Origin of the sequence: Litoribacter populi, from assembly GCF_007483685.1 — a bacterium.
GTDB classification, from domain to species: Bacteria; Bacteroidota; Bacteroidia; order Cytophagales; family Cyclobacteriaceae; genus Litoribacter; species Litoribacter populi.
This window is the reverse complement of the sequence record NZ_VMKN01000001.1, coordinates 1,847,779-1,871,706: the sequence shown is the minus strand read 5'-3', so window position 1 is coordinate 1,871,706 and position 23,928 is coordinate 1,847,779. Positions and strand designations below refer to the sequence as shown.

The 23,928-nt window shown below is 41.4% G+C and carries 23 protein-coding genes; 11 read left to right on the top strand and 12 right to left on the bottom strand.

Translation table 11 applies throughout. The features are described from left to right. The first annotated feature begins 132 nt into the window (after positions 1 to 132). The gene (locus FPL27_RS08175) at positions 133 to 561 is read left to right on the top strand and encodes a hypothetical protein (RefSeq protein WP_143960625.1); all 429 of its coding nucleotides are present in this window, start codon (positions 133 to 135) and stop codon (positions 559 to 561) included. 47 nt (positions 562 to 608) lie between these two features. Further along, positions 609 to 860: a hypothetical protein gene (locus tag FPL27_RS08170; RefSeq protein ID WP_143960624.1), complete on the top strand. Its 252-nt coding sequence runs from the start codon at positions 609 to 611 to the stop codon at positions 858 to 860. Between the two features lie 72 nt (positions 861 to 932). On the opposite strand, the gene FPL27_RS08165 is transcribed toward FPL27_RS08170, so the two are convergent. Continuing rightward, positions 933 to 1,319 carry a VOC family protein gene (locus tag FPL27_RS08165; protein WP_143960623.1) on the bottom strand — a complete coding sequence of 129 codons (387 nt, stop codon included), beginning with the start codon at positions 1,317 to 1,319 and terminating at the stop codon, positions 933 to 935. Between the two features lie 99 nt (positions 1,320 to 1,418). Then, positions 1,419 to 1,985, bottom strand: a complete 567-nt coding sequence (locus FPL27_RS08160) for an ankyrin repeat domain-containing protein (protein ID WP_221936587.1) — start codon at positions 1,983 to 1,985, stop codon at positions 1,419 to 1,421. A gap of 629 nt (positions 1,986 to 2,614) precedes the next feature. Here FPL27_RS08160 and FPL27_RS08155 point away from each other — a divergent pair. Together FPL27_RS08155 and FPL27_RS08150 are read left to right on the top strand one after the other, a co-directional pair. Continuing rightward, positions 2,615 to 3,970, top strand: a complete 1,356-nt coding sequence (locus tag FPL27_RS08155) for a flavin-containing monooxygenase (RefSeq protein WP_143960622.1) — start codon at positions 2,615 to 2,617, stop codon at positions 3,968 to 3,970. A 142-nt stretch (positions 3,971 to 4,112) separates the two neighbouring features. Next, complete coding sequence (locus FPL27_RS08150) at positions 4,113 to 4,472, top strand: DUF2200 domain-containing protein (protein ID WP_143960621.1); 360 nt, start codon at positions 4,113 to 4,115, stop codon at positions 4,470 to 4,472. A 71-nt stretch (positions 4,473 to 4,543) separates the two neighbouring features. Here FPL27_RS08150 and FPL27_RS08145 read toward each other — a convergent pair whose 3' ends face one another. The 5 genes from FPL27_RS08145 to FPL27_RS08125 form a co-directional block, all read right to left on the bottom strand. Next, positions 4,544 to 5,008, bottom strand: a complete 465-nt coding sequence (locus tag FPL27_RS08145) for a VOC family protein (protein ID WP_143960620.1) — start codon at positions 5,006 to 5,008, stop codon at positions 4,544 to 4,546. Between the two features lie 26 nt (positions 5,009 to 5,034). Next, entirely contained in the window at positions 5,035 to 5,562 is a 528-nt protein-coding gene (locus FPL27_RS08140) for a DUF5655 domain-containing protein (RefSeq protein WP_235893398.1), read from the bottom strand. 13 nt (positions 5,563 to 5,575) lie between these two features. After that, positions 5,576 to 6,016 (bottom strand): DUF1801 domain-containing protein, encoded by a 441-nt coding sequence (locus FPL27_RS08135; RefSeq protein WP_143960618.1) that lies wholly within the window; start codon positions 6,014 to 6,016, stop codon positions 5,576 to 5,578. Between the two features lie 78 nt (positions 6,017 to 6,094). Next, entirely contained in the window at positions 6,095 to 7,891 is a 1,797-nt protein-coding gene (locus tag FPL27_RS08130; protein ID WP_185974328.1) for a DUF2207 domain-containing protein, read from the bottom strand. A 392-nt stretch (positions 7,892 to 8,283) separates the two neighbouring features. Continuing rightward, the gene (locus FPL27_RS08125) at positions 8,284 to 8,856 is read right to left on the bottom strand and encodes a DUF4199 domain-containing protein (protein ID WP_143960616.1); all 573 of its coding nucleotides are present in this window, start codon (positions 8,854 to 8,856) and stop codon (positions 8,284 to 8,286) included. 167 nt (positions 8,857 to 9,023) lie between these two features. Here FPL27_RS08125 and FPL27_RS08120 point away from each other — a divergent pair, with 167 nt between their 5' ends. After that, complete coding sequence (locus FPL27_RS08120; protein WP_143960615.1) at positions 9,024 to 9,902, top strand: macrolide 2'-phosphotransferase; 879 nt, start codon at positions 9,024 to 9,026, stop codon at positions 9,900 to 9,902. A gap of 237 nt (positions 9,903 to 10,139) precedes the next feature. Here the strand turns inward: FPL27_RS08120 and FPL27_RS08115 are convergent, their stop codons facing one another. Both FPL27_RS08115 and FPL27_RS08110 read right to left on the bottom strand, forming a co-directional pair. Continuing rightward, positions 10,140 to 11,534, bottom strand: coding sequence for an arginine decarboxylase (locus FPL27_RS08115; protein WP_143960614.1), 1,395 nt, complete (start codon positions 11,532 to 11,534; stop codon positions 10,140 to 10,142). Between the two features lie 179 nt (positions 11,535 to 11,713). Further along, positions 11,714 to 12,472 carry a metallophosphoesterase gene (locus tag FPL27_RS08110; protein ID WP_143960613.1) on the bottom strand — a complete coding sequence of 253 codons (759 nt, stop codon included), beginning with the start codon at positions 12,470 to 12,472 and terminating at the stop codon, positions 11,714 to 11,716. A gap of 200 nt (positions 12,473 to 12,672) precedes the next feature. Between FPL27_RS08110 and FPL27_RS08105 the strand changes: the two genes are divergently transcribed. From FPL27_RS08105 to FPL27_RS08080, 6 genes are all read left to right on the top strand, one after another. After that, entirely contained in the window at positions 12,673 to 13,623 is a 951-nt protein-coding gene (locus tag FPL27_RS08105) for an arginase (RefSeq protein ID WP_143960612.1), read from the top strand. Positions 13,624 to 13,664: 41 nt separating this feature from the next. Further along, positions 13,665 to 15,455 carry an arginine--tRNA ligase gene (argS, locus tag FPL27_RS08100; RefSeq protein ID WP_143960611.1) on the top strand — a complete coding sequence of 597 codons (1,791 nt, stop codon included), beginning with the start codon at positions 13,665 to 13,667 and terminating at the stop codon, positions 15,453 to 15,455. A 74-nt stretch (positions 15,456 to 15,529) separates the two neighbouring features. Further along, entirely contained in the window at positions 15,530 to 16,120 is a 591-nt protein-coding gene (locus tag FPL27_RS08095) for a glutathione peroxidase (protein WP_143960610.1), read from the top strand. A gap of 120 nt (positions 16,121 to 16,240) precedes the next feature. Further along, on the top strand, positions 16,241 to 17,161 hold the full coding sequence (locus tag FPL27_RS08090) for a 1,4-dihydroxy-2-naphthoate polyprenyltransferase (RefSeq protein ID WP_143960609.1): 921 nt from the start codon (positions 16,241 to 16,243) through the stop codon (positions 17,159 to 17,161). A gap of 29 nt (positions 17,162 to 17,190) precedes the next feature. Beyond that, positions 17,191 to 18,042 carry a universal stress protein gene (locus FPL27_RS08085; RefSeq protein WP_143960608.1) on the top strand — a complete coding sequence of 284 codons (852 nt, stop codon included), beginning with the start codon at positions 17,191 to 17,193 and terminating at the stop codon, positions 18,040 to 18,042. Positions 18,043 to 18,127: 85 nt separating this feature from the next. Beyond that, complete coding sequence (locus tag FPL27_RS08080) at positions 18,128 to 18,484, top strand: translation initiation factor (protein WP_143960607.1); 357 nt, start codon at positions 18,128 to 18,130, stop codon at positions 18,482 to 18,484. A 242-nt stretch (positions 18,485 to 18,726) separates the two neighbouring features. On the opposite strand, the gene FPL27_RS08075 is transcribed toward FPL27_RS08080, so the two are convergent. Genes FPL27_RS08075 through FPL27_RS08065 form a run of 3 tightly spaced genes read right to left on the bottom strand, consistent with a single transcriptional unit; the run spans position 18,727 to position 23,928 of the window. Next, on the bottom strand, positions 18,727 to 19,707 hold the full coding sequence (locus tag FPL27_RS08075) for a hypothetical protein (RefSeq protein ID WP_143960606.1): 981 nt from the start codon (positions 19,705 to 19,707) through the stop codon (positions 18,727 to 18,729). Positions 19,708 to 19,724: 17 nt separating this feature from the next. After that, positions 19,725 to 21,371: a SusD/RagB family nutrient-binding outer membrane lipoprotein gene (locus FPL27_RS08070; protein ID WP_143960605.1), complete on the bottom strand. Its 1,647-nt coding sequence runs from the start codon at positions 21,369 to 21,371 to the stop codon at positions 19,725 to 19,727. Positions 21,372 to 21,390: 19 nt separating this feature from the next. After that, positions 21,391 to 23,928, bottom strand: a complete 2,538-nt coding sequence (locus tag FPL27_RS08065) for a TonB-dependent receptor domain-containing protein (RefSeq protein ID WP_235893397.1) — start codon at positions 23,926 to 23,928, stop codon at positions 21,391 to 21,393.

Genomic DNA, 23,928 nt, shown 5'->3' with positions numbered 1-23,928 from the left:
TTTCATAAAATAAAAATTAATTCTAATGCCAATTGGAGCAACCCTAATGAAATCATTAAAGTATTCACCTTATAATTCGAAACATATTGATTAATATCGTGTACCAAATTATGATAAACGTATATAAGTTTAATGACACCTAAAATAACCCCTATATTACTTAATAAGTTTAAAATAACAGATGCGAATATGTTTGTGGAGTTTTTGGCGGCCTGTGAGCAACACCTTTTTGAGGCATTGATTCAATATGACAACCCATACTTCTTAGATAAATTCTTCGATCTCGTTATAAAAGAACATTCTGCCAACTCTATCAAGCTCTTGGATCAAAATCAATATTTCATATTTTATTATTTGGACTCCCTATATTATCTCAAATATAATGACAATGGTACGGTCAAGCTAAACAGATTTGAGGATCGCTATGATTATGAAGAAAGGGATGTATTGCAAGTGTTGGAAATCATACCTGAAAATATGGACCTTACAACATTGGATGACGAAACCCTTAAGGGTAGTTATAAAACATATAGGGACTTGGTAGTTGAAAGGGTTTTGTGAAAATCCCACTTATCCCTTTATATTTGTTACTATACCATATACACTGAATGTTTGATAGCCCCGATTATCCCCAACCACTTGAAGAAAGCACGTTTGAAAAATGGCTGGAACAAGGACGTACCAGTCTGATGCCCTATGCATACCTATTGATCATCTGGGATGAATTGGAGGAAGAATATTCTCCGGTATATGTGGAAAAAAGAGAAAACCTTTCCGACTATCGTAAATACGGAACTACCCCAGAGAGGCAATCCTTAATTGCAGCCTATGATTTGTATTCTGAATCCAGAGTGGGGTAATAGCATGTAGAGAGTTAATTCCCGGCGCTAATGCGCGACGGGAGGGTTAGAGCCTGCCTGACTATAAAAGCCTCAGCGTTGGGTTCCAATTGACCAGGTATTACCTACAAAGTCTTTAAAAGTTGCACGTCGGTCAGGATCACCTTCACTTTCTTTTGGTTGTTCAACAATCTCACAACCTGCCTTGATAGCCTTCTCAAATGTTTGGTCAACATTGGGGACATAAACATGCAAAATCATGGGTGACGGAGGATACTTATCAGTCGAGTCACTGATCATTATTATCGAATCATCAATTTGTATTTCTGCATGCATTATCTTTCCGTCGGGCATATCATACCGTCTTAGCTCCTCCACGCTAAAAATTTGTTTCATCAAATCAATAAACTTCTGAGCACCATTTACTATGAAATAGGGTGAAAGTGAACTGTAACCTTTAGGTTTAAAATCTTTTTCCATTTTAATTTAGTTTTTTATCTCCCATTTTTGATTCTTTTATGGGTATTAAAAACTTCAGTTCTGTATCAGATTAATTCGAACTTTTTTCCGAATATTTGATTAATTGCTAAGGTATTTATTTGGTAGGTTGGATGGAAAATATATGATTCCGTAAGTCTCCTTTAACAGTATTGAAACGACCTCATACACTTGTTCCTCTGTCCTTTGAAATTGGCGGAGAAGTCCCATCATGGCATAGCTCATCGGGTTTACTGCAGGAATGAATGTCTCCCATTCATATCCTTTACCCCACACAAGTCCTTTTATGGTCAATGTCAAGTCAGCTTTCTGAGAAATGAGAAAATTCATTACATCAACACACTTATTAGCATCTTGATTTACGGTATGAAAAATTGGCGTTTGTCCTCCGAAGCCATGGGAGTCATGTCCAGCTTTTTCATTGATATCCGCACCGTGTTTCACTAAAACCTCAGCACAGTCCAAATGATTATATTCCGCACAAATATGTAATAAAGAAACCTCGTAAAGGGGAGTAAATGTGCAGTCAAATGAATATTTCTTTAGTAAAACATCCCTATTTGAAATTAATTGATTATTAAGCTCATATGAATCATCTAGCAAAACTGATAATAATACTTTATCCTCAAACTCTACCCCATAGTCCACAAAAGCTTTAATGCAATCCTTAAATAATTTTCCACGGGTTTACATATTTATTAGACTATAAATAAGTGGATTGCCATTTACCAACTGGTTCGGGCTTATCCCGTTTTCAAAACACTCCCGTATTTCTTCTGGGGAATGCAGTTCGAATGCCGTGAGGATTTTCTCCAAATAATCCATAGAAAAAATAATCTATTTATTTCACTTAATGCAAGATGTTTGTGAAATACAATTTACAAATAAACTTCCCAATAAACATTTCTGTTTAGACATTTTATATATGATATCTGATTTTGGGATATCCCAAGTCAATTTTCCACGCCAATGACCAAATTTTGCGGCAGAATGAAAGTTAGGAATAGGCATTTTTAATAGGTTTTTCAGTATATTATATATATATTTGAAATTAAATATTATATAAATTTCGAATATAGGTCCCGCTTCTAGTTGTATATAAACAACCTTATCCCGGCGATACACGACCTTGCGTTGGATTTCCCAGTTGGGCTTTAGAGCCCTTTCTTAACGCATCCCCCTTATCATAAGGATTGATTCCATCCTCCACTACCATGGGCAGGAGTAGAAATTATATGATCTTGTCAAATTTAATCTTTTATTAAACATCAATATTTATGAGAATTGGAATAATTGGAGCAGGCCCGAGTGGTTTAGCACAATTAAGAGCATTTGAATCAGCAGCAAAAAAAGGCGCTGAAATCCCTGAAGTTGAATGTTTTGAAAAACAAAGTGATTGGGGTGGTCTATGGAACTACACCTGGAGAACGGGTTTAGGCCAGTACGGTGAACCCATTCACGGCAGTATGTACAAGTATCTTTGGTCAAATGGACCAAAGGAATGCTTAGAGTTTGCTGATTACTCATTTGATGAGCACTTTGGTAAACCTATCTCCTCTTACCCTCCCCGGCCGGTTTTATTTGACTATATCCAAGGAAGAGTCAAAAAAGCAGATATCCGAAAGTATATCAAATTCAATACTGCTGCCCGTTGGGTCAGTTTTGATGAAGAAAAAAAGGAGTTTACCCTCGTACTGGATGACCTGGAAAATAACAGAACTTATTCTAAGACGTTTGATCACCTAATCATAGCCACGGGTCACTTCTCTACTCCAAACATGCCTCATTTTAAGGGTATAGAAAATTTTCCTGGCACCGTGATGCATGCTCATGATTTTAGAGGTGCGGATCAGTTTAAGGGTAAAAAACTTCTAATGATCGGAAGCAGCTATTCTGCAGAGGACATTGGAGTGCAGTGTTACAAGCACGGGGCCGAATCGGTTACCTTAAGCTACAGATCCAACCCAATTGGTGTGGAATGGCCTGAAGGCATTAAAGAGGTTCCTTTGTTGACTCATTTTGATAAGAAAACGGCTTATTTCAGTGACGGCTCCCAACAAGAGGTTGATGCGGTAATCATGTGTACCGGGTACCAGCATAAATTCCCTTTCCTTCCAAGTGAAATGAGGTTGAAAACAAACAACTGCCTATATCCTGACGGGCTGTATAAAGGAGTAGTTTTTGACAATCTACCACAACTTTTCTACTTAGGGATGCAGGACCAATACTATACTTTCAACATGTTTGATGCGCAAGCTTGGTATGTCCGGGATATCATCATGGGCAAGATACAGATACCTACTCAAGAAGAAAGGCAGACAGATATTGCCAAATGGATGGCGGGTGAAGCTGCCACCGTTACGCATGAAGATCATGTTGATTTCCAGACCGATTACGTAAGGGAACTGATTGATAACACAGATTATCCTTCGTTTGATCTGGATAGTGTCGCCGAGCTATTCAAGATTTGGCTCAAGCAAAAGGAGGAAAACATCCTTACATATAGGGACCAAGTGTATAAATCAGTAATGACAAATACCTTGGCAGTGAAGCACCATACTTCATGGATGGAAGAAATGAACGATAGTTTGGATAAATTCCTCAACTACAAGCCTGAAGCTAAAGAGGTTTAAATATTTTAAAGCCACCGAGGTAATCGGTGGCTTTTTTTTATGCCTTCCGAAGCAATCAGAGAAGTTAAGAGTAGAGGATAGTCCTTCTTTTCAAATTAGAAATATCTTATTTTTGTTTGTATAACCTTAACCTATTATAATTATGAATACCACTCCCGAGCACGATAGCCGAATGGCGAATATGACATTCGCCTCAGTATATCCGCATTATGTCACCAAAGTGGAGAAGAAAGGCAGGACCAAGGAGGAGCTTCATCAGGTTATTGAATGGCTGACAGGTTTTGATGAAAAAAGACAGCAGGAACTCATTGAAGAGAAAGCTACCTTTGAGACTTTCTTTAAGCAAGCTAACCTTCACACCAATGCCCATCTTATCACAGGAATGATCTGTGGCTACCGCATAGAAGACATCCAAACTCCCTTAACCCAACAAGTGCGGTACTTAGACAAGCTGGTGGATGAACTGGCTAAGGGAAAAAAGATTGAGAAGATATTACGGTAATCGCATTCCTAAATCGCTACCCTAGAAAAAAGGGGGCAGCAACACCACTTAGTACATAGTACTTAGTACAACTACTTAGTCGTCTTCAAATCCATCGCCGTAAACACCCTATCCACCGGCTCCCAAAGCTCCAATTTGTTTCCCTCATCATCCATAATATGGACAAATTTTCCATAGTCATAGGTTTCAATCTCGTCGATAACAGTCACACCATCTGCTTTCAGTTTTTTGACCAACCCTTCAATATTTTGAACACGGTAGTTGACCATAAATTCTTTTTGGGATGGTGAGAAGTATTCACTGCCTTTTTGAAAAGGACTCCATTGAAGGTAATTTATTTCCTCCGGTCGGTTGGCGTTCCTATATTCAAAACTGGACCCCCATTGGTTCACTTCAAGTCCCAAGTGCTTGGAATACCAATCTTTAGTTTTGTCAGGATTTTCGGAAAAAAAGAAAATCCCACCAATTCCCGTCACCTTAGGGGTATTGTCATCGATAGATTGAGAACCGGCTTCTTGATTAGTTTTGTCAGTCATGTTTAAGATAGTTTTGAAAAATAGAATTAACCTGCATTCTCATATGAAGCTTTGATCCAGCTGATCACTTGCCCGTCAATGTCCTCGATTCCACTGAGGCTTATTTTGTGGGTGCACATGGAGTTGGGTTTTTCAGCTTCCAATTTTCCAGAAGGCTCCACACCTTTTAAGTTGACCCCGATCTCAAACCTTGTTTTTGTGGCCGGTTTCAAGGTGGCAAATTGCTTTGTGCGCTTTAGACTCATGTAAGCCTTTTTAGGGGAAATCTCGATGTCAGCCCCGAATGATTGAACTTCCTTCATTAGCCTTTCATAGAGAGGTAAAAAATGTTCTTTCCCCTGATATTGAGAGGTAAACAAATCGTCTGTACTTTGGGGGCCTGTTTCTGTTTCTTTAGCTTTTTGGGCTACCAGATTAGCAAAGCCATGGGTAAAGTCATGTTGTTCCTTAAGAAACTTGATTTTTTCTCCGTGCTTAGGCAAATCCTCCTTGTTCACAATCTCAACCCATTCTTCCAAAGTTTTACCTGTATTATTATACAGGTTATCAATCATTGTTTGTGTGGCTTTATCCATTGTTATTCTTTGTTCCGTATTTGTTTTGTAAAAATCCGATGGTTGAGTTCATGAGTTTATTGAGAACCTCCAAGTTGATGTCCTCCAATTTTTTAACATAAATGCAGGCCTTACCCATTTTGAAATTCCCCAGCTCCTGAAGCAGATCCTCTTGGCCGGCACATCCTGTGTATACATAAAGAGAAATGGCTGACTTTCTAGGAGAAAAACCAATCAACGGCCAATCCCCTTCTTGTTTGCTCCTTTCAGATTTGTAATGGTACACCCCAAACCCGATGATGGACTCTCCCCACATTTTGGGTTCATGCCCAGAGCAATCTTGCATGATTTGAAGAAGTTCAAAACTGTCCTTTTTCTTCTGCTCTGTATTAGCAAAGGAGTTTATAAAATCATGAACATCTTCGTCTGATTGTTTTGTCTTAATTTCAGCCATAAAAAATCGTGTGTTTCAATAAAGATAAGAAAAATTTATCAGAGCTTCCACGCCTAACCTACTCTACATCTTTACATTTTATCTGGCCCCTCCGCCACCTGCAGACACACCTCCGCCGCCACCAAATGACGCACCGCCCCCTACTCCACCGCCGGAACTCATTGGAGATATTGCTAGGTTGCCGACCATATTGCTGATGTTTTTTGAAGTGGGGGTTGAACCGTTATTAAACAAAACTACATACCAAAACAGGTAGTGCGAATAATTCCCTGCAGGCACTTCGGTCAGCAGCTTGTCAATATTGCTTTTGGTAAGGCCTAACACGGTACCATATATCAGGTGTTCATTCAACAAGTCGTAATCCACATTCTCAGTACTTTTTCGCTTCAAGGCTGTTTTTAGATATTTACGGTAATTAATCCAGCGGTAGTATTCCTTTTGATAATTTGGTTGGCGCTTCCTGATTTGAATACTTAGCGTAATCAAAATTACAAGCAGAGGTAAGAGAATCAAGGACCATTCTTTCAGGAAAACAAGCCCCATTACAAATGTGACAAACATGAAAATGGAAAGTCCAATCAGCCAATACATACCGCTAATACTTTTCCTGTTCCATATACTCAACTTTTTACCTTCCTCGCCTACTTCCTTGTTGAATTTGGCAAGCACCGAGGTCCAATTATGCTTGGCCTGCTGCATTTCATGAAAACTCACCTCATCCTTACCTTTAGAAATCTTCTGAAAAATATGTTCTATTATCATTCGTTCAAACTGAAATAGACTCCCTTCCAGCTCATTATACTTATCTCTGTTCAACAACCAATAAAGATTTTTCTTACTGTTTTTACCATCCTGATTTCGGTCTTCCAATGTAAGAATTTCCTTATAGGCAAGCTGATAAAGTACAGCTGTAAGCTCCTTTCCAATTAAGTAGCCATAAATCAAGTAATTAACCAAGGCCGGATGGAGTGATGAAGGCGGTCGGGTTTCTAAAGAATGGCTACGTTCTACCCTGGGATGATCTGGCCTGAATTTTCTATAGATGAAAAGTGCAAGTCCAAACCCAATCAAGAAAATAGTCATGGCTATGTAGGGACCCTTAGCATAAACGTTATCGTAAAAGGCTTTCCGCTCTTGGGCGGCTAGTCTTTTGGCATTTGCTTCCTCTGCCCAGATTCTTTCCTCCTCCATAATCTGTTCAGCTACAAAGCCCTGCAATTGGGGACTTTCCTTAAACCAACTCTCAGGATAGAGTACGCGGGCCTCCAAAAATTGCTTTTTGGACAGATGACTACTCTTAAGTTGGATGGTGCTTCCTTCTTGAATTTCTGAAAAAGCTTGGGCAGGACCGTGCAACCAATACAAAACTTCTCCTTGCTCATTGCCTTTGCCAGCAAATTGGATAGCTATGGTTATATCCTCCTGGGGAACCTCCCATTGTCGGTCTATAAATTTGTAGTAAAGCACTGCGACATCCTCATGTCTGTTGACCAACCCATTTACTGTATAAGTGACAGTGAATTCCCTAACTTCATCCTTGGCTTCAAAGGCCCAACCAAGCTCTTGATGGTTGTTCTTATCAAGCAGGACAGCATATCCTTTTTCTTCCTCTCCCGAAAATGGGAAATCCCTGTTTCCCTCCATAACCTGCATGTCGCTGAAGGTGACTTCGTCCTGATTGGGGAAATTCCGAAATGCGTAGGAGAAACTTCCTTTGAAATTATAAGCGCGTGTTTCCCTGACTTGCATATCCCCATTTGGGTAAACAACTGCCTCAATCCTTACCTTGTTGATTTTATAACTCTTTTTGGCCTGCACATCTAGAACTGATGACCAGAGCAACATTAATCCTATAAAAATTATTTTCCGGACCATATCGTTTCGAAATACTATTTGTCTAAGAATAAAGATATACAAAATGAAATAAAAATATATATGATTATCCGCAATGATGCCAGTAGTCATTAATTCCTTGTTTTAAGCGACGGAAGACCGATGACCGAAGTGCCCATGAATCTTGCCTTCAGCCATCTTTTTATTAGTTGATAGTTTTTACTGGCAGTAAAGCGGATATACATAAAAATATATGTTTTAAAAGGTGTTTGGGTACAAAGTACAAGATACCATGTACCAGGTACACGTAGGACCTCCCTTGCATTTAGCACTTTTAATCAAACTTCTAGTTCCTAGATAAACGTGGAAGTAAAACTGAAAAAGGCCCGAAACCGGGCCTTTAAACATTAAAAAAGTATGAATCAAAACTAACATTACATATCCAGGGATTTGTCCCTTTTCTTTATAATGACTCCTAAAATCAAGGCAAAAAAGGCCGAGCCAATGATTAGAAACCCAAAACTTTTCACAACTCCTACTATTTTGTAATTGTCATAAAACCCATTTCGCATCTCATCGATTTGATCTGCACTCAGAGCGTCTGCTGCTCCAAATCTGTCCATGATGGCAAGTGTATTTTCAAGCTGCACATCTCCAAGTGTAACCGGAAGATTAGGATCCACCACATTGAAGAGCAAAATACTTCCAATTGAGGCTATGAGAGCACTTACCACTAATGCGAAAAAGGAAAATTGAAACGCCTTGCCAAAGCTCATAAAGCCTCCAATTTCCTTTCTGTATTCGATCCCGAAATAGATGACCACAGCTAGCATTATAGCAAAGCTTCCAAAACCCAGCCAGCCTGAGGCAAGCAAGGTGAAGTCTATGAAATAAACCAAGAAGGTGATGGCCGTACTTATTAGACCCAAGATTAATCCAGCCCTAATTGCAGCCTGGTAAAGTGTGGAGGTTTCCTCCGATTGATGTATTGTATTTACATGTTCCATTGATCAAAAGTTTTTAACAGATATAAAAAAATAAAACTTTCATATATTATGCAAGCATAAAGTAAATTTTTATTTCTCTCTCATCTAAACTCAAATGATAATTCGTGATTATCTTTCTCATCAATTTTCCTTAACTTGATTTCCTTATCATTTCCCACCTACCTATAATGAAAAATCAAGACATCATCACATTGGCAGAATCCCACGGTCTAGGGCTGAGGAACGACATCACTTTTAATGAAATGGGGATTGACTTTAAAGTGGCGTTTGCCAAAGATTTGGAGGGGAAGCCCTGGGTTTTGAGAATTCCGAGAAGAGAGGGACTGGGGGAGCAGATTGTTCAAGAAAGCAAGATTCTTGACTTGGCAAAAAAGCATCTCTCGATAGCCGTCCCCGAATGGATTATCGCCAGCCCCGAACTTATCGCTTATCCATTACTGGTGGATATGCCAATGTTGACTTATGATGCGCAAACCTACGAGGTGACCTGGCATGTGGATCAAAACAGTCCAAATATAATCCCCTCACTTGCTAGAACCTTAGTAGACCTTCACAATACTCCAATGGAGGAAGCGAAAACCCAAGATATCAAACACCTATCTCCTGAAATGCAGCGGCAAGAAATATTGGACCGATTGGAAGCGGTGAAACGGGAATTGGGGATGAAGACCAGCCTGGAAAAAAGCTGGCGAGCATGGCTGGACGATGACAAGTTATGGCCGGATTATTCAGTTTTTGTACACGGTGACCTTTATGCTGGGCATATTCTGACAAAAAAAGACGGCACGGTAAGTGGGTTTATAGACTGGTCAGAAGGACAATTTAGCGACCCCTCCATGGATTTCTCAGGTCATGCCAACGTCTTTGGGGAAGATAGTCTGAAAAGCCTTATTTCGGAATATGAGAAAATGGGAGGCAGAGTTTGGGACCACATGTACGCACAAGCCATAGAAAGAAACACTGCCTCTCCATTAAATTATGGATATTTTGCTATCACCACAAAGATCGACGAGCACCTCCAAGCTGCTAAACAACAGTTAGTTTAACATTAGGAATTCACACTTTGAAAAATACAATGGTTTCTAAATTCTTTACCGAATAGGCGGGAATGTATTACTTATATGGCCGACATCATGCCTACATCCTGCTAGTATCCTGCGGATATCCTGCTGAGATTCTTTACTGATTGGTTGATCATTACACCAACTCACTTCGGGTAGTAATAATGAAAACCTGCCAGGTTCAAAAAAACCTGGCAGGTTACAATGAAATTTTATCTGGAACTACTTCACATAGCCCAACGTCTTCAGCATCGAATCGCTGGTCTGCTCTTCGGCGAAGAGTTCGTGGGTGATGTTGTTGTTTTCATCCCTTTGGATGAGGACATGCTTAGGAGCCGGGATAAGGCAATGCTGAATACCACCGTAGCCGCCAAGAGATTCTTGGTAGGCACCAGTATGGAAAAAGCCGATGTACTGTTTTCTACCTTTCTCGATCTTAGGTAAGTAAATATTGAACTGGTGCGCTTCTGAATTATAATAATCCATGCTGTCACAGGTCAACCCTCCCAAAGAAATGTTGTGGTATTCTTCTTCCCAGTTATTCACAGCAAGCATGATATACTTCTGATCTAATCCCCAACTGTCAGGCAATTGGGTAATGAAGGATCCGTCAATCATATACCAGAGCTCTTTATCGTTCTGCAGTTTTTCATCCAAAATTGAATAAAGGACTGCTCCGCTCTCTCCTACCGTATAGCTACCAAACTCGGTAAAGATATTGGGTTCTACAGTGTTGTTTTTGGCGCACATCCACTTGATATTTTTGACGATCTGATCTGCCATATACTGGTAATCGTAATCGAAAAATACATTGGTTTTTATTGGAAATCCACCTCCGATGTCCATGGTATCCAACTCTGGAGCCACTTTTCTAAGGTCCACATATTTCTGGATAAATCTCGTCAATTCTGACCAGTAGTAGGCGGTATCCTTTATGCCTGAATTGATGAAAAAATGCAGCATCTTGAGGCTGACATTTGGGTTGTCTTTGATCTTTTCCTCATAGAGTTTTATGATATCTCTATAGCGAACTCCCAATCTAGAGGTATAAAAACCAAATTTTGGCTCCTCATCTGATGCAATTCTAATACCTACTTTGAAAGGCACCTTGACATGCTCCAGATAATAGTCAATCTCCGTCAAGTTATCCAAAACAGGAATACAGTTTACAAATCCATCATTTAATAAACCGGTGATGAGTTCCCTATAAAGCTCCCTTTTGAAGCCATTGCAGACGATGTAGGTTTCTTTTGAGATCTTACCTCCTTCGAAAAGGTTGCGGATGATAGGTATGTCAAATGATGAAGAGGTCTCAATATGGATATCATTTTTAAGCGCCTCATCCATTACAAAACTAAAATGGGAAGATTTGGTACAGTAACAATATGTGTATGACCCCTGGTAATCATGGGCCTTGATAGCATTGTTAAAAATCGTCTTGGCGTTCTGTATGTTGTCGCTGATCTTTGGCAGGTAGGTAAGCTTGAGAGGCGTTCCATATTCCTCGATGATGTCCATCAGATTTACACCATTGAAGAAAAGTTTGTTGTCTTCCACCTGGAATTCTTTGGTAGGAAAGTCAAATGTCTGTTGGATGAGGTCTTTGTATTTGTTCATTATCAGTGTTTATGGTTTGAAAGTTGGAATGGGATTGAAAGCCTTTAGGCCCACAAATACCATACAGGAATTACCTAACCTGCCGCCAACTGAGGTAATCCAGCCAATCGGGGCGCAAAATAAATAAAAAACTAGGCAGCTCGGTCAAGATTAAGATAAAATAATTTATGCATCCAGATTTAAAGTTCCAACACCTTTGTGGGTTGGAAACACTTATGTTCCCCCTTTGCCACATAGCCGAGTTGGTTAGTTAGCATGAGGGTATCCCCAATATGAAAGTCCTCGGTATTGGTATGATGATGCCCATAGATCCAGTAGTCAGGACCATGAGTTTCAATCCAGGGAAATAGCTCCACGCCAAACCCTTCGTTAAGAATATTTGATTTATACTTTTCGGGATAATTAAGAAAGGTCGGCACATGATGGGTTACCATGATAATTTTACCAATGAACCCGTCGGGGACTTCTTTTTTGATAAAACCTATAGCCTCATAATGCAGTTGGTTGAAATCCTCCACGCGGAATGTTTTCCCATTATTTTTAATGTTATGAAAATCAGTAAGACCTTGATGGAGGAAGAAGGCGTTTTGAGGTTTGATTTCTGTCCACATTGTGGAAAAAACTAGCTTTACCTCTCCTTTTCCGACCGACCTGTTGTTGATCCGGTGCACATTAGGGCGAATCTGTTCGTGGATTTGACCGCTTCTCTGAAAGATATCGGAATGATAGTACTCGTGATTTCCAGGTAGCCAATAAACCTGCTCGAAATGGTCAGCTAGGTAATCGAAAAAATCATTGTACCTATCCATTATGCGGAAAGGCACCAGGTCCCCAGCGATGACCAGGTATTCAGCCAAGGGCTTGATAGGATTTTGTTTTAGATACTCCTTATTTTCCGGAAACTCCAAATGTAGATCAGACAAATATTGGATCCGCATAGTTTACTAGCAGTTTTTTAGGTTACGAATTGGCCATTTCGTCATAATAACCCATAACTGGAAAAGATGGTTCTGTATAAAAATGTCAATTTTATTCCGGTGACGAAGAATCAATTCCGCTATGCTATTCCTAACTATTTTAGCTAATTTTGCACTTACTTTCCATGTGAAAGAACAAGATTTGAATAAAACCAATTTATATGCGTAACATTAAACTAGTTGAGGTGAGATCAGAGATCGCTGCAGGCACCAGGGGAGCAAGCCTTGGTATAGATGCATTGAAAATCGCAAGCCTTGACAAGCACTCCAACTTTTTCACCAAGTTTGACCCAATCAACGTCCCAGACGCCAATAATTACCTGTGGAAAAACAATAAATTTCCCCACGCCAAGTACATTGATGGAGTATATGAGGTATTGAACAACGTATATAATACCATCAAGCCTCTGAGGGATGAAAAGAAATTCCCCATTGTCTTGGCCGGAGATCATTCCACCGCCGCCGGGACCATCATGGCTATAAAGGCAGCTGATCCTTCGAAGCGTCTTGGAGTGATCTGGATCGATGCCCACGCGGATATGCATACACCATACACTACCCCATCAGGCAACATGCACGGCATGCCACTGGCCATGTGTATGGGCCTTGACAACCTTGATTGTAAAGTCAACGATCCTTCTGAAGAAACCATCCTCTACTGGGAGAAAATAAAAAGCATCGGAGGAACTGAGCCAAAAATTGCCCCTGAGGATATTGTCTTCATATCCGTGCGAGACACAGAGGAACCGGAAAACTACCTCATCAAAAAGCATAACGTACTGAATATAAAGACTGATGAGGTAAAAAGAATTGGAATAAAAGAAACAGCGAAAAAGGCTCTTGAGCGTTTGAAGGACTGTGAACAAATTTACATTTCCTTTGATGTGGATTCCATGGACAGCTCAATTTCTGTAGGCACTGGCACCCCGGTACCCAATGGCATTAATGTTGAGGAGGCCATTTCCCTAAACGTGGAGCTAATCAAGGACAAAAGGGTTTGTTGCTGGGAAATCGTGGAAGTCAACCCTACCCTTGACACAGAAAACCTCATGGCCGAAAATGCTTTTGAAGTGCTAGAGGCCACAACCAGATCATTAGAAAAGAATTTTTAATTTTTATAGCTATAACCCCGCATTTAGCGGAATTAAACACCATGACAATTCAAGAACAGATTTTACAAGACATTTCCGCTGCCTTCAGCGCATTGTTTGACCACCAAGTTGAGCCATCTTCTATTTCCCTGCAGCCTACCAGGAAGGAATTTGAAGGCACATATACCTTTGTGATGTTTCCCTTCTTAAAGGTCACCAAATCCAACCCGGAGCAGAGTGGCACATTGGTAGGGCAATACCTCAAGGACAATAGTGCTGCAGTAAAGGACTTCAATGTGGTAAAAGGATTCTTGAACCTAGTGGTGGAAGAAAATCTGTGGGTGGATGTATTTCAGAAGCTATATTCTAAGGAAAATGTAGCCCAACTTCCTTCCAACGGCCAAAAGGTCATGGTGGAATACAGCAGTCCAAACACCAACAAGCCACTACATTTAGGCCATTTGAGAAACAACTTCCTAGGTTTCTCCATCTCTGAAATCCTTGCAGCTAACGGTTACGAAGTGATCAAAGCCAACTTGGTGAATGACCGTGGTATCCACATTTGTAAGTCAATGGTCGCCTATAAGCATCTGGCCAACGGTGAAACACCAGAATCTGCAGGATTGAAAGGTGATCACTTAGCAGGGAAATATTATGTAGCCTTTGATCGGGAATATAAGAGGCAGGTAGGTGAACTTAAGGAAAGTGGCCAATCTGAGGAAATGGCTAAAAGTATGGCTCCTTGGATGATGGAAGCTCAAGAAATGCTCCGCAAATGGGAAGCTGGAGACAAAGATACTGTGGACCTGTGGAACCAGATGAATCAGTGGGTTTATCAAGGATTCAACGACACGTACAAGCGCATGGGCGTACTTTTCGACAAATTCTACTATGAGTCGGATACCTATCTTTTAGGCAAGGATATCGTTGAGGAAGGCTTAGAAAAAAACATATTTTATAAAAAAGAAAACGGAAGCGTATGGGTTGACCTTTCTGAGGAGGGTCTGGATGAAAAGCTTGTACTCAGAGGTGATGGCACCTCCGTATATATCACCCAGGATATGGGCACGGCAGACTTGAAGTATAAAGATTTCATCTTGGACAAGTCTGTTTATGTAGTGGGCAATGAGCAGGATTACCATTTTGATGTCCTATTCAAAATCATGCGTAAACTTGGAAGACCTTACGGCGATGGCCTGTACCACCTTTCTTATGGAATGGTAGATTTGCCTACTGGAAAGATGAAGTCCAGGGAAGGAACCGTGGTGGATGCCGATGACCTGATGCAGGAAATGATCGACACCGCCGAAGGCCACACCAAAGAACTGGGCAAGATTGATGGATTCTCAGAGGAGCAAGCAAAAGAGCTTTATGAAATCTTGGGCATGGGGGCATTAAAGTACTTCCTGTTGAAAGTGGATCCTAAGAAGCGGATGCTTTTCAACCCCCAGGAATCTATTGAATTCCAAGGCAATACCGGTCCATTTATCCAATATAGCCATGCGAGAATTTCTGCAATTTTAAGAAAGGCCGACCAGATTGGAGTAGACTATAAAACTGCAGACTTTTCCCAACTGGAAAAGATTGAGCCTTCTGAGCAAGATTTGATCATCGTGCTCAATGATTTCGAGAAGAAGATCCGTCAGGCTGGAGAAGACCTGGCTCCTTCCATCATAGCTCAATACATGTTTGATTTGGCTAAGGAATACAACCGTTTCTATGCGGAATTACCTATATTTAATGAAGGAGACGCGTTAGTGCAGTCATTCAGGGTTGCACTTTCCGACCAGGTTGCCAAAACACTTAAAGCTGGAATGAAGTTGTTGGGTGTGAGAGTACCGGATCGAATGTAAATTATTGTACTAAGCGTCATGTATGGGTCTACTTGGTACTTGGTACTTGGTACTTTGTACCATAAAATATTGATATGAACAAGTTAATTATATTATTCGCCTTGCTAGCTTTTGGGTGCCAGGGGAATACCTCTACCACAGAGGAAACTGTGGAAGCTTCAGTGGTCAGTTTAGATGACATGATTATGGCAAAAGAATTTCATGATTTTAAATTGAATGACATCGATGGCAAGGAAGTAAGCTTTGCTGATTTCAAAGGAAAAAAAGTTTTGCTGGTGAATGTGGCCTCCAAATGTGGTTACACCCCCCAATACGCTAAACTGCAGGAACTTCATGAAAAACATGGTGATGATTTGATGGTTCTAGGTTTCCCAGCCAACAATTTCGGTGGACAGGAACCAGGCACCGAGGATGATATCAAAGCATTTTGTTCTGAAAATTATGGTGTGACTTTCCCTATGTTTGAAAAGATCTCAGTTAAGGGAGTTGACAAGCATCCCCTGTATAGATGGCTTTCCGACAAGGATATGAACGGCTGGAACGACAAAGAGCCATCGTGGAATTTCTGCAAATATCTTGTGGATGAAAATGGTGAGTTGATTGAGTTCTTCCCTAGTTCGGTTAGTCCGATGGATAAGGAAATAACAAAGCACATAGAAGCTTAATAAAAAAACCTGGCAGGTCTCGTAAAAATTAATAGACCTGGCAGGTTTGAATAAAAATAAAAGAAACCTGGCAGGTCTCGGTTATTCCATAATCCTGGCAGGTTTAAGTCCCTATTAACCGTGGAAATAAAATTAACCAGCAAACGGGAAGCCTGGCTACATGCCTTGCGGCTGAGAACATTGCCTCTTGCTTTATCCAGTATTCTGATGGCCAGCTTTATGGCCTATTTTTATGGTACATATAGATGGGAGGTATTTATCCTAGCCGCCCTCACCACTACCTTACTCCAAATATTATCCAATTTAGCCAATGATTATGGGGACTCTGTACATGGGGCTGACAGTGCTGATCGTGAAGGGCCGATAAGGGCTGTCCAATCAGGAATCATCCCTTTGGCAGAAATGAAGGTCGCCATGTACATTTTCGCAGGGCTTTCATTTCTAAGTGGGTTACTTTTATTATATGTGTCGCTTGCCAGTTGGGTGATGTTTGCCGCCTTTGTGGGACTTGGTTTACTGGCCATCCTTGCGGCCATTACTTATACTTCCGGCTCAAACCCATATGGATATGTGGGCTTGGGAGATATTTCCGTTTTTCTATTTTTCGGTTTAACGGGGGTGCTGGGTACCTATTTTCTCCATGCATTGGACTTTCATGTCCCTACACTTTTGCCTGCCATTTCACTGGGACTTTTTAGTACGGCGGTGTTGAATATTAACAATATCAGAGACATTAAAAGTGACCAACAGGCTGGAAAAAGATCTATCCCAGTTAGAATTGGCCGTGAGGCTGCTATTCGGTACAATTGGGCCCTTATCCTTGGAGGCAATGCTTTCCTTATACTTTATGTGTTGTTAGAAAATGCTTGGGGAGGAATAGCCGCCCTGCTAGTTTTGCCTTTGATGTTAAAAGTTGGAAGGGGGGTAAATAGGGAAATCAGTTCGGACAAGCTTGATCCTTTTTTAAAAAAAATGGCGATTTCTACCTTACTTTGGGTTTTGGCATTTGGTGTAGGGGTAAATTTGGTAGAATTATTGTAAATTAAGGCTGTAACACTAAACACAACCAGATGAAAACGATTTTAGTACCCTACGATTTTTCTCAAGAGGCTATCAACGCTTTTGAATTTGCAAAAGATTTGGCTACCAAAGCCAAATGTAAGCTTAAATTGCTACATATAGTGGAGCTTCCCACCACTCAAAGTTTCAACACTATGGGTGAAATCAACATGGCAGATAATGAAATCAACAATGTTTTCATGATTGAGCTAGTGGAAAAACGAAAGAAGCAGATAGCCGAAATCGATACCTTATACCAAAATGCACCTTATGAGTTTTCTACCAGGTTGATGTTTGGCAATCCATATGCAGGTATCAGTAATGAGGTGACCGAAGTAAAAGCTGACTTGGTGATTATGGGCTCAAAGGGTTCCAGCGGCATTGAAGAACTTCTGATTGGTAGCAACACCGAAAAAGTGGTAAGGCACTCCAAATGTCCTGTGATTACAGTCAAAAACCCGATTAAAGCCGAGGAAATAAAAAAGATAGTATTTGCCAGCGACTTCAACGATGAGGAAGATTCCGATATCATAATAGAATTGAAAGACCTTCAAACTCTCTTGGGAGCTGAAATCTGTATGGTAAAAGTAAATACGCCAAGCCTGTTTGAAAACAGCAGAGACTCCAAAAGCAGGATTAAAAAGTTTGTTGAAAAATTGGGAATCTCCAATGTTCAAGTAGAAATTTACAACAGCAGTTCAGAAGAAGAGGGCATCATTGAGTATGCTGATGACATCAATGCTGACATGATTGCCATGGCCACCCATGGACGAACAGGCTTCATGCACCTAATCTCCGGCAGCATCGCCGAAGACGTGGTCAATCACGCCAAGAGACCAGTGTGGACGATGAGAAAAAGATAGGAAGTACTTCGTACGAAGAATTACGAGAACTTTGTTCCGGAAATATCGAATGATGAATGTCGAATGATGAATAATGAAGTGCCAGATGGGAAAGAAGAAAAAGAACGACTGGAAAGATAGAGGAGGAATGGTGTATAGCACCAATGAGGACTTTGAATTTGACCAAGATGATGACCAGGATCAAGAGACCCTCCCTCCCCAGCAGCAAATCCTCAAGGTCATGCTGGAAAAGAAATCCCGAGGAGGCAAGCAGGTAAGTTTGGTTACCGGGTTTGTAGGCTCTGATGATGCCCTGAAGGATCTGGGAAAAATGCTTAAGAACAAATGTGGCGTGGGAGGAAGCGTGAAAGACGGTGAAATCCTCATCCAAGGTGATCATAGGGACAAAATTCTCCAAGTCCTGCAAGCAGCCGGGTACAAGGCCAAAAAATCTGGAGGATAGGTTGGTTTATGGTTTATTTTTCCGCTGCGCGGAAAGTTTATGGTTTAGGAGACCGGAGACCGAAGACAGCCGAATAATTTAACGTCTTTTTCTTTTCCGAAAAAGACGTTTTTTTTTTTTAATGAATTACTAATAGGAATAAGGATATCCTCTCATATAATGATCCATCTTAGTATTAAGTAATAATGAAAAAAGCAACCTCTACCGAGATTGCCTTTTATAAAAAGAAAAGTTTACTAGAGTTAGTCTGTTCTTAAGTTAGCTGGCCAGAATCCTTCTGGAGCGGTAAGTGTTGTTGTTCCACCATCTCCCCAAGTGTTGGTCCAGTTGAAGGTCAAGTTTGTCCCATCATTGCTTACAAACACCATGTCGTATGCGTCGCCGTATTTATCCGTACCGGTAAAACTTAAGGATCCGCAAGAATCTGATAGTCTTACAGAACCGCCCGGAGGTGTATCTCCATAAGCGCAGGCAAATACCCCGAAGGAAACATCGGTAATGGAATATTGCCCTGGAATTCCTGCTACAGGCTCTATAGTCACCTCACCAGAAACAGATGGTGCACATCCTGCAGCTGCTGGCACAGCATTGGTTGTAGTGTAGGTGAAAGTCCCTCCCAATTCAGATGGACATACCACATTAACATTGTACTGGAATGGTGAATCATAGAAGAAGCCACCAGCCACATCTGAGCTTCTGTTGTTATTTGAGAATCTTCGACCTTGGTTATCTACTAGCACCAGTCTCATCTCAAAAACATCACCTCTGTTAACATCAGCAGCAGTCATGCCTAAAGCCGCAAGAACTTCAGCAGCAGGAATGGTGAAATTGGTTCTTAAGAATCGAGTACCTTCAGCTGGACCAAAGTCCGCCGGTGAGAGGGTTCTAACAACTGGATCCTCTTGTTCCAATGCAGGTCTATATTCCAATCCCACACCAGGAATAAGTCTCCTATGCCTAGCACGTATTTCAACCGACTCAACGGTTAAGCCATCTTGGGCATCAACTGCCTCCAAGATCAATGCAAAATTTGAGTTTTCCACATCAAAAACATCATTGAGGTCATCGTAGGAAAATGTTATGCTGCTTCTTTCAATTGTCCGCAAGTAAGCTCCCGTATCAAAATCCTTGTACGGAATATTAGGGTCAACGAAATCCACGCAAGAGGCCATTACTCCTATCAAAGCCAGCAATAACCCTTTTGTATATAATATTTTTTTCATCGTTGTTCTATTTTAGGTTAATCAATGAAGTCAGCTGCATTAGTATCCCAAAACACCCTATCCGTAAATGCCCGCTGAGAAGCATTCGCATTGGTTGTTAGGTAGTTGTTGGGATACAAATAGGAACGTGGGAAGGTACCAAATTGAGGAAGCAAACCAGGTTGCATGTTGTCAGGCTGACCGGTTCTTCTGTATAGGTTATAAGCTTCTATCCCGTTGCCATATAGCGATAACCAATACTCTCTGGCAATTACACGCATTCTACCATCTCCCGCTGCAGTGTCGAATTGACCACCTACATAATTGAGGTAGTTGGTCACCGCAGTAGCAAAAGCTTCTGGAGTTTGGAACCCTTCGATCACGTCAGCTTCGTTGGTAGTCATGGACCAGGAGCGCACAAAGTTCATATGCTTGCTGATGCCAGACAGTAGATACTCTCTAGCATCCCCAGTGGTACCCAAAGTATGAACCGCTTCCGAAAGCATAAAATCATTGAATGCTGCTAGCATGATAGGTTGAATGCCCCCACCTTGATTACCCAAAAGTGGGTTGTTCACAGGTGAAGCGGAGTTGTTGTCAAACCTACCGCCTGCAGGGTACAATCCCCAAACAGTTCTTTCCAAGTTATCCGGCGGGATACCTTCTGGGTTAAGATGGTCTCTTCCCCAATAGCCTCTATCGCCTGGGAGACAGAATGGGAAGCCCCCAATCAGGTAATGTGCCGGAGGCAGCTCACTGATACATCTCAATTTATCAGGGTCAGTCGGATTGGCCGTTACTTGACGGTAAAGGTAATATCTTACCCTTGGATCATTGAAGCCTTTGAATCCTTCTTCAGTCAAATGCCACATGTACCACGTTGACTGATAATCGTTACCACCTGAGGTATAGTCAATAGCAAACCGTGGGTGTCTGGAATCAGGGTCATTCAAACTAGTCCCATATTGGAAGTAAAAATCATCCCCTTCTTGCATCAAATCCCCTCCTGATATCAGAGCGTTGATAGCCGCAGTGGAACCTGCTGGATCGATCAACCTTCTGTTGAGGTGATATTTCAATTCCAAGGTATTTACCAATCTTAACCACCTGTCATAATTTCTACCATAGTAAAGATCAGTTGGCTGTACTGGAGGCAAATCAGATGTAAAATTAGCTCTTGCTATCTGAAGTGCATCAAAAGCAGCTTGGTAAACTGATTCACCGTCGTCTGCTTGTGGGCTGAAGTTGGTATTGTCCAACGCTTGGCTCCAAGGTACATCACCAAAATTATCCACTAGGGTCATCAAGGTATAAGCCTTTAAGGTTTGGGCAATAGCTAAATGACGGTCGTTAGGTACCTCGCTGTCCGCAACAAGAGTCTCAATCAAAGCTATGTTGTTCAACACATCCACATACCCTATACTCCAAATTTCATTGAAGGATTGGGGAATCCAGGCTTGCTGGTAGGTATTAGAAGGTTGATTAATCATTCGTGTCAACCTCATTCCTATATTACCTGTGGTATTGAAAAAGTCTGCAAATTGAACCTGGACTTGGTTAAGCAGAAATTCCGGGGAGGCATTTTCCTGAGTTGGTACGTTTGGATCATCGAGCAGGTCGAGATCACAAGAACATACCAGCACAAGCGAAAGCCCCATCACTAAACTTAGTATTTTCGATTTCATATTCATGCTCATTTACTGGTTAGAATGTAAGGGTTAGTGTACCACCGATTCTTCTTGAGCTAGGGCCTGTCACGAAGTCAAAACCCAAACCGTTGCCCACACCAAGACCCAACACATCAGTATCAAAGTTCATGTTTGGGGGGAAATTAAGTGCTCTAAACCAAAGGTTGGTACCGCTGAGTGCCACAGAAGCTCTCTTGAATGGAGTTCTGCCCAAAAGTGCCTCAGGAAGATCATAGCCAAAAGAAAGTTCTCTTAGTCTCACAGTACTTCCGTCAAATACGTTGGCTTCATCTGGACCTGAGTGATAATTATTAAAGAAGTAGTTGGAAGCAGTTACTTGGATATCGTTAACCGAACCGTCTTCTTTCACTCCAGGTAGAATAAAAGTCATTTCTCTGTCCACCACTGGATCCTTGGTTACACCTCTGGCCAAAGTTGCCGTTACGGTATTACTCATGATCACCCCTTTGTGACGGTATTCCATCATCACATTAAGCGTGAAACCTTTGTAACGAAATGTGTTGATCCATGAACCTGTCCAAGCCGGGTTTGGATCCCCCAATTCTACCAGTTCAGAGGCAGTACCATAGTCACCGGTAGGCAAAACCACTGGCTGTCCGGATTGCTCATCACGGATAAAACCGGTACCCTTGATGATGTTGAATGGACGGCCTTCTATGGCAAAGTTGCCTAGATCAGCAAAACCGGCCACAACGATTTCCTCAAGACCTCCACCCAACTCGGTAACCACCGGTCTGTAAAGGCCAAAGTTTACGATAGACTCCCAGTTGAACCCAGTAGCCGTCTGCAGTGGAACCGCAGTTGCCTGGAATTCCATTCCTCGGTTTCTCATTCTACCAATGTTCAAAGCTGTGTTCATATACCCGGTCGAAGGGTCAATCGGGGCAAAAGTGATCAAATCCCTCGTGTTCTTTTGGTATAAGGAAAGGTCAAATCTCAATCTGTTGTCAAAAAGAGCTGCCTCTACACCAAATTCCACTTCCTCATGAAGTTCTGGTTTCAGATCTGGATTTCCTAAAACAGTTCCCAACCCTTGCGTGGGAAACAAATTGCCTCCTTGCTCAAAACCTCTGGTGTTTTGGCTGATCACGGTTCTGGTTCTATAAGGATCAGGAAAACCTGCCGAAGTACCATAGCCAACCCTTAACTTCAAGCTGTTCAATGTAGATGAAGCAAAGTCAAACGCATCTGTAGGAAGGAATGAAAGTGATGCACCAGGATAAAGAATTCTTCTGTTTTCCTGTTCCACAGTTGAAGTCCAATCATTTCTTCCCAATACAGTCAAGAATAGGTAATCATTGTAATCCAAAGTCAACTGGCTATAAATCCCCATCCTTCTCTGCTCCTCTGTAATATTTAAGGGGAGATTGCTGAATGGATCTCTTGCTGCAGAACTTTCAAAGTTAGTGTGTCGGAAAAGGTCAAAAGTCAATTGACCCACCGAAGCAATACCATTTTGCTCATAAACATCATATCTATAATTACCTCCTAATAAGGCACTGAAACCAATGGCATCAGAGAACCTTGTGTTGTAATTAAATACCAAATCCTGGTTCCAAATGGTGTTTCTAATATCGATGCTTCTATAAATACCATTTTGAACGTTGGCATTGTCAGAAGGGCCACCACGATTAAGTCTTACTTCCTGATTTTCAGTATAAGTATCTAAACCTAATCGATAGGTAACAGCAAAATTATCAGTGAAATCATAGTTCAAGGAAGTAGAGTTAAAGAACCTATTAACCCTAGATGAATTTCTGTAATACTCAGCCGCCCAAAGCGGGTTCACGATATCGTTACCGGAACGGAAATATACAGAGCTTCTATCCAGAGGATTCTCATATGGAAGTCCACCCAAATCCACCGAACGTGGTGTGTAAAGCACGTGAGCGAAAATGGAAGGAATACCGCCACTCGGCCCTGAACCGAATGCAGCATTAACAGGCGGTGATTTTACGTCTGTGATGGCATAGGTAAAAGAAGAATTGATCGTCATTCTGTCGGTCACCGCTGATGACACCCCCAAGCCAAAATTGAATTTCTCCAACGTGTTATTAGGGATAAAACCTTCTTCATTGGTATAACCAAAGCTGGCGTTGAATCCAGTACGATCCGATGAGCCTGACATCTGTAGGGAAGTGTTGTGAATATTGCCCCTTCTGAAGAAAACTTCACTTGGATCAGGATAAGCCCTGAAATCATATCTTACCGGGTTTCCATCTGCATCAAAAAATTGCGGAAAAGCGTTCCGAATATTAGCCACTGATGAGGCCGCTATTGGATGGGCTATCGTGAGACCCTGATCCATTCTAGGACCAAAGTTGGAAAAGAAGAAACCAGGCTGTTGCTGGAAACCGTTTCCATAAACTGTTCCGTAAGTTGGTAATGAAGCCGCTGTATTAGAGAAGTAACTTTGGTTCAAAGTGATCTCAGAAGGTCTCCTTTTGGCCGCCCCACTTTTAGTAGTGATCAATACTACACCATTACGACCTTGGTCACCATACAAAACCGTTGCGGAAAGGCCTTTCAACAC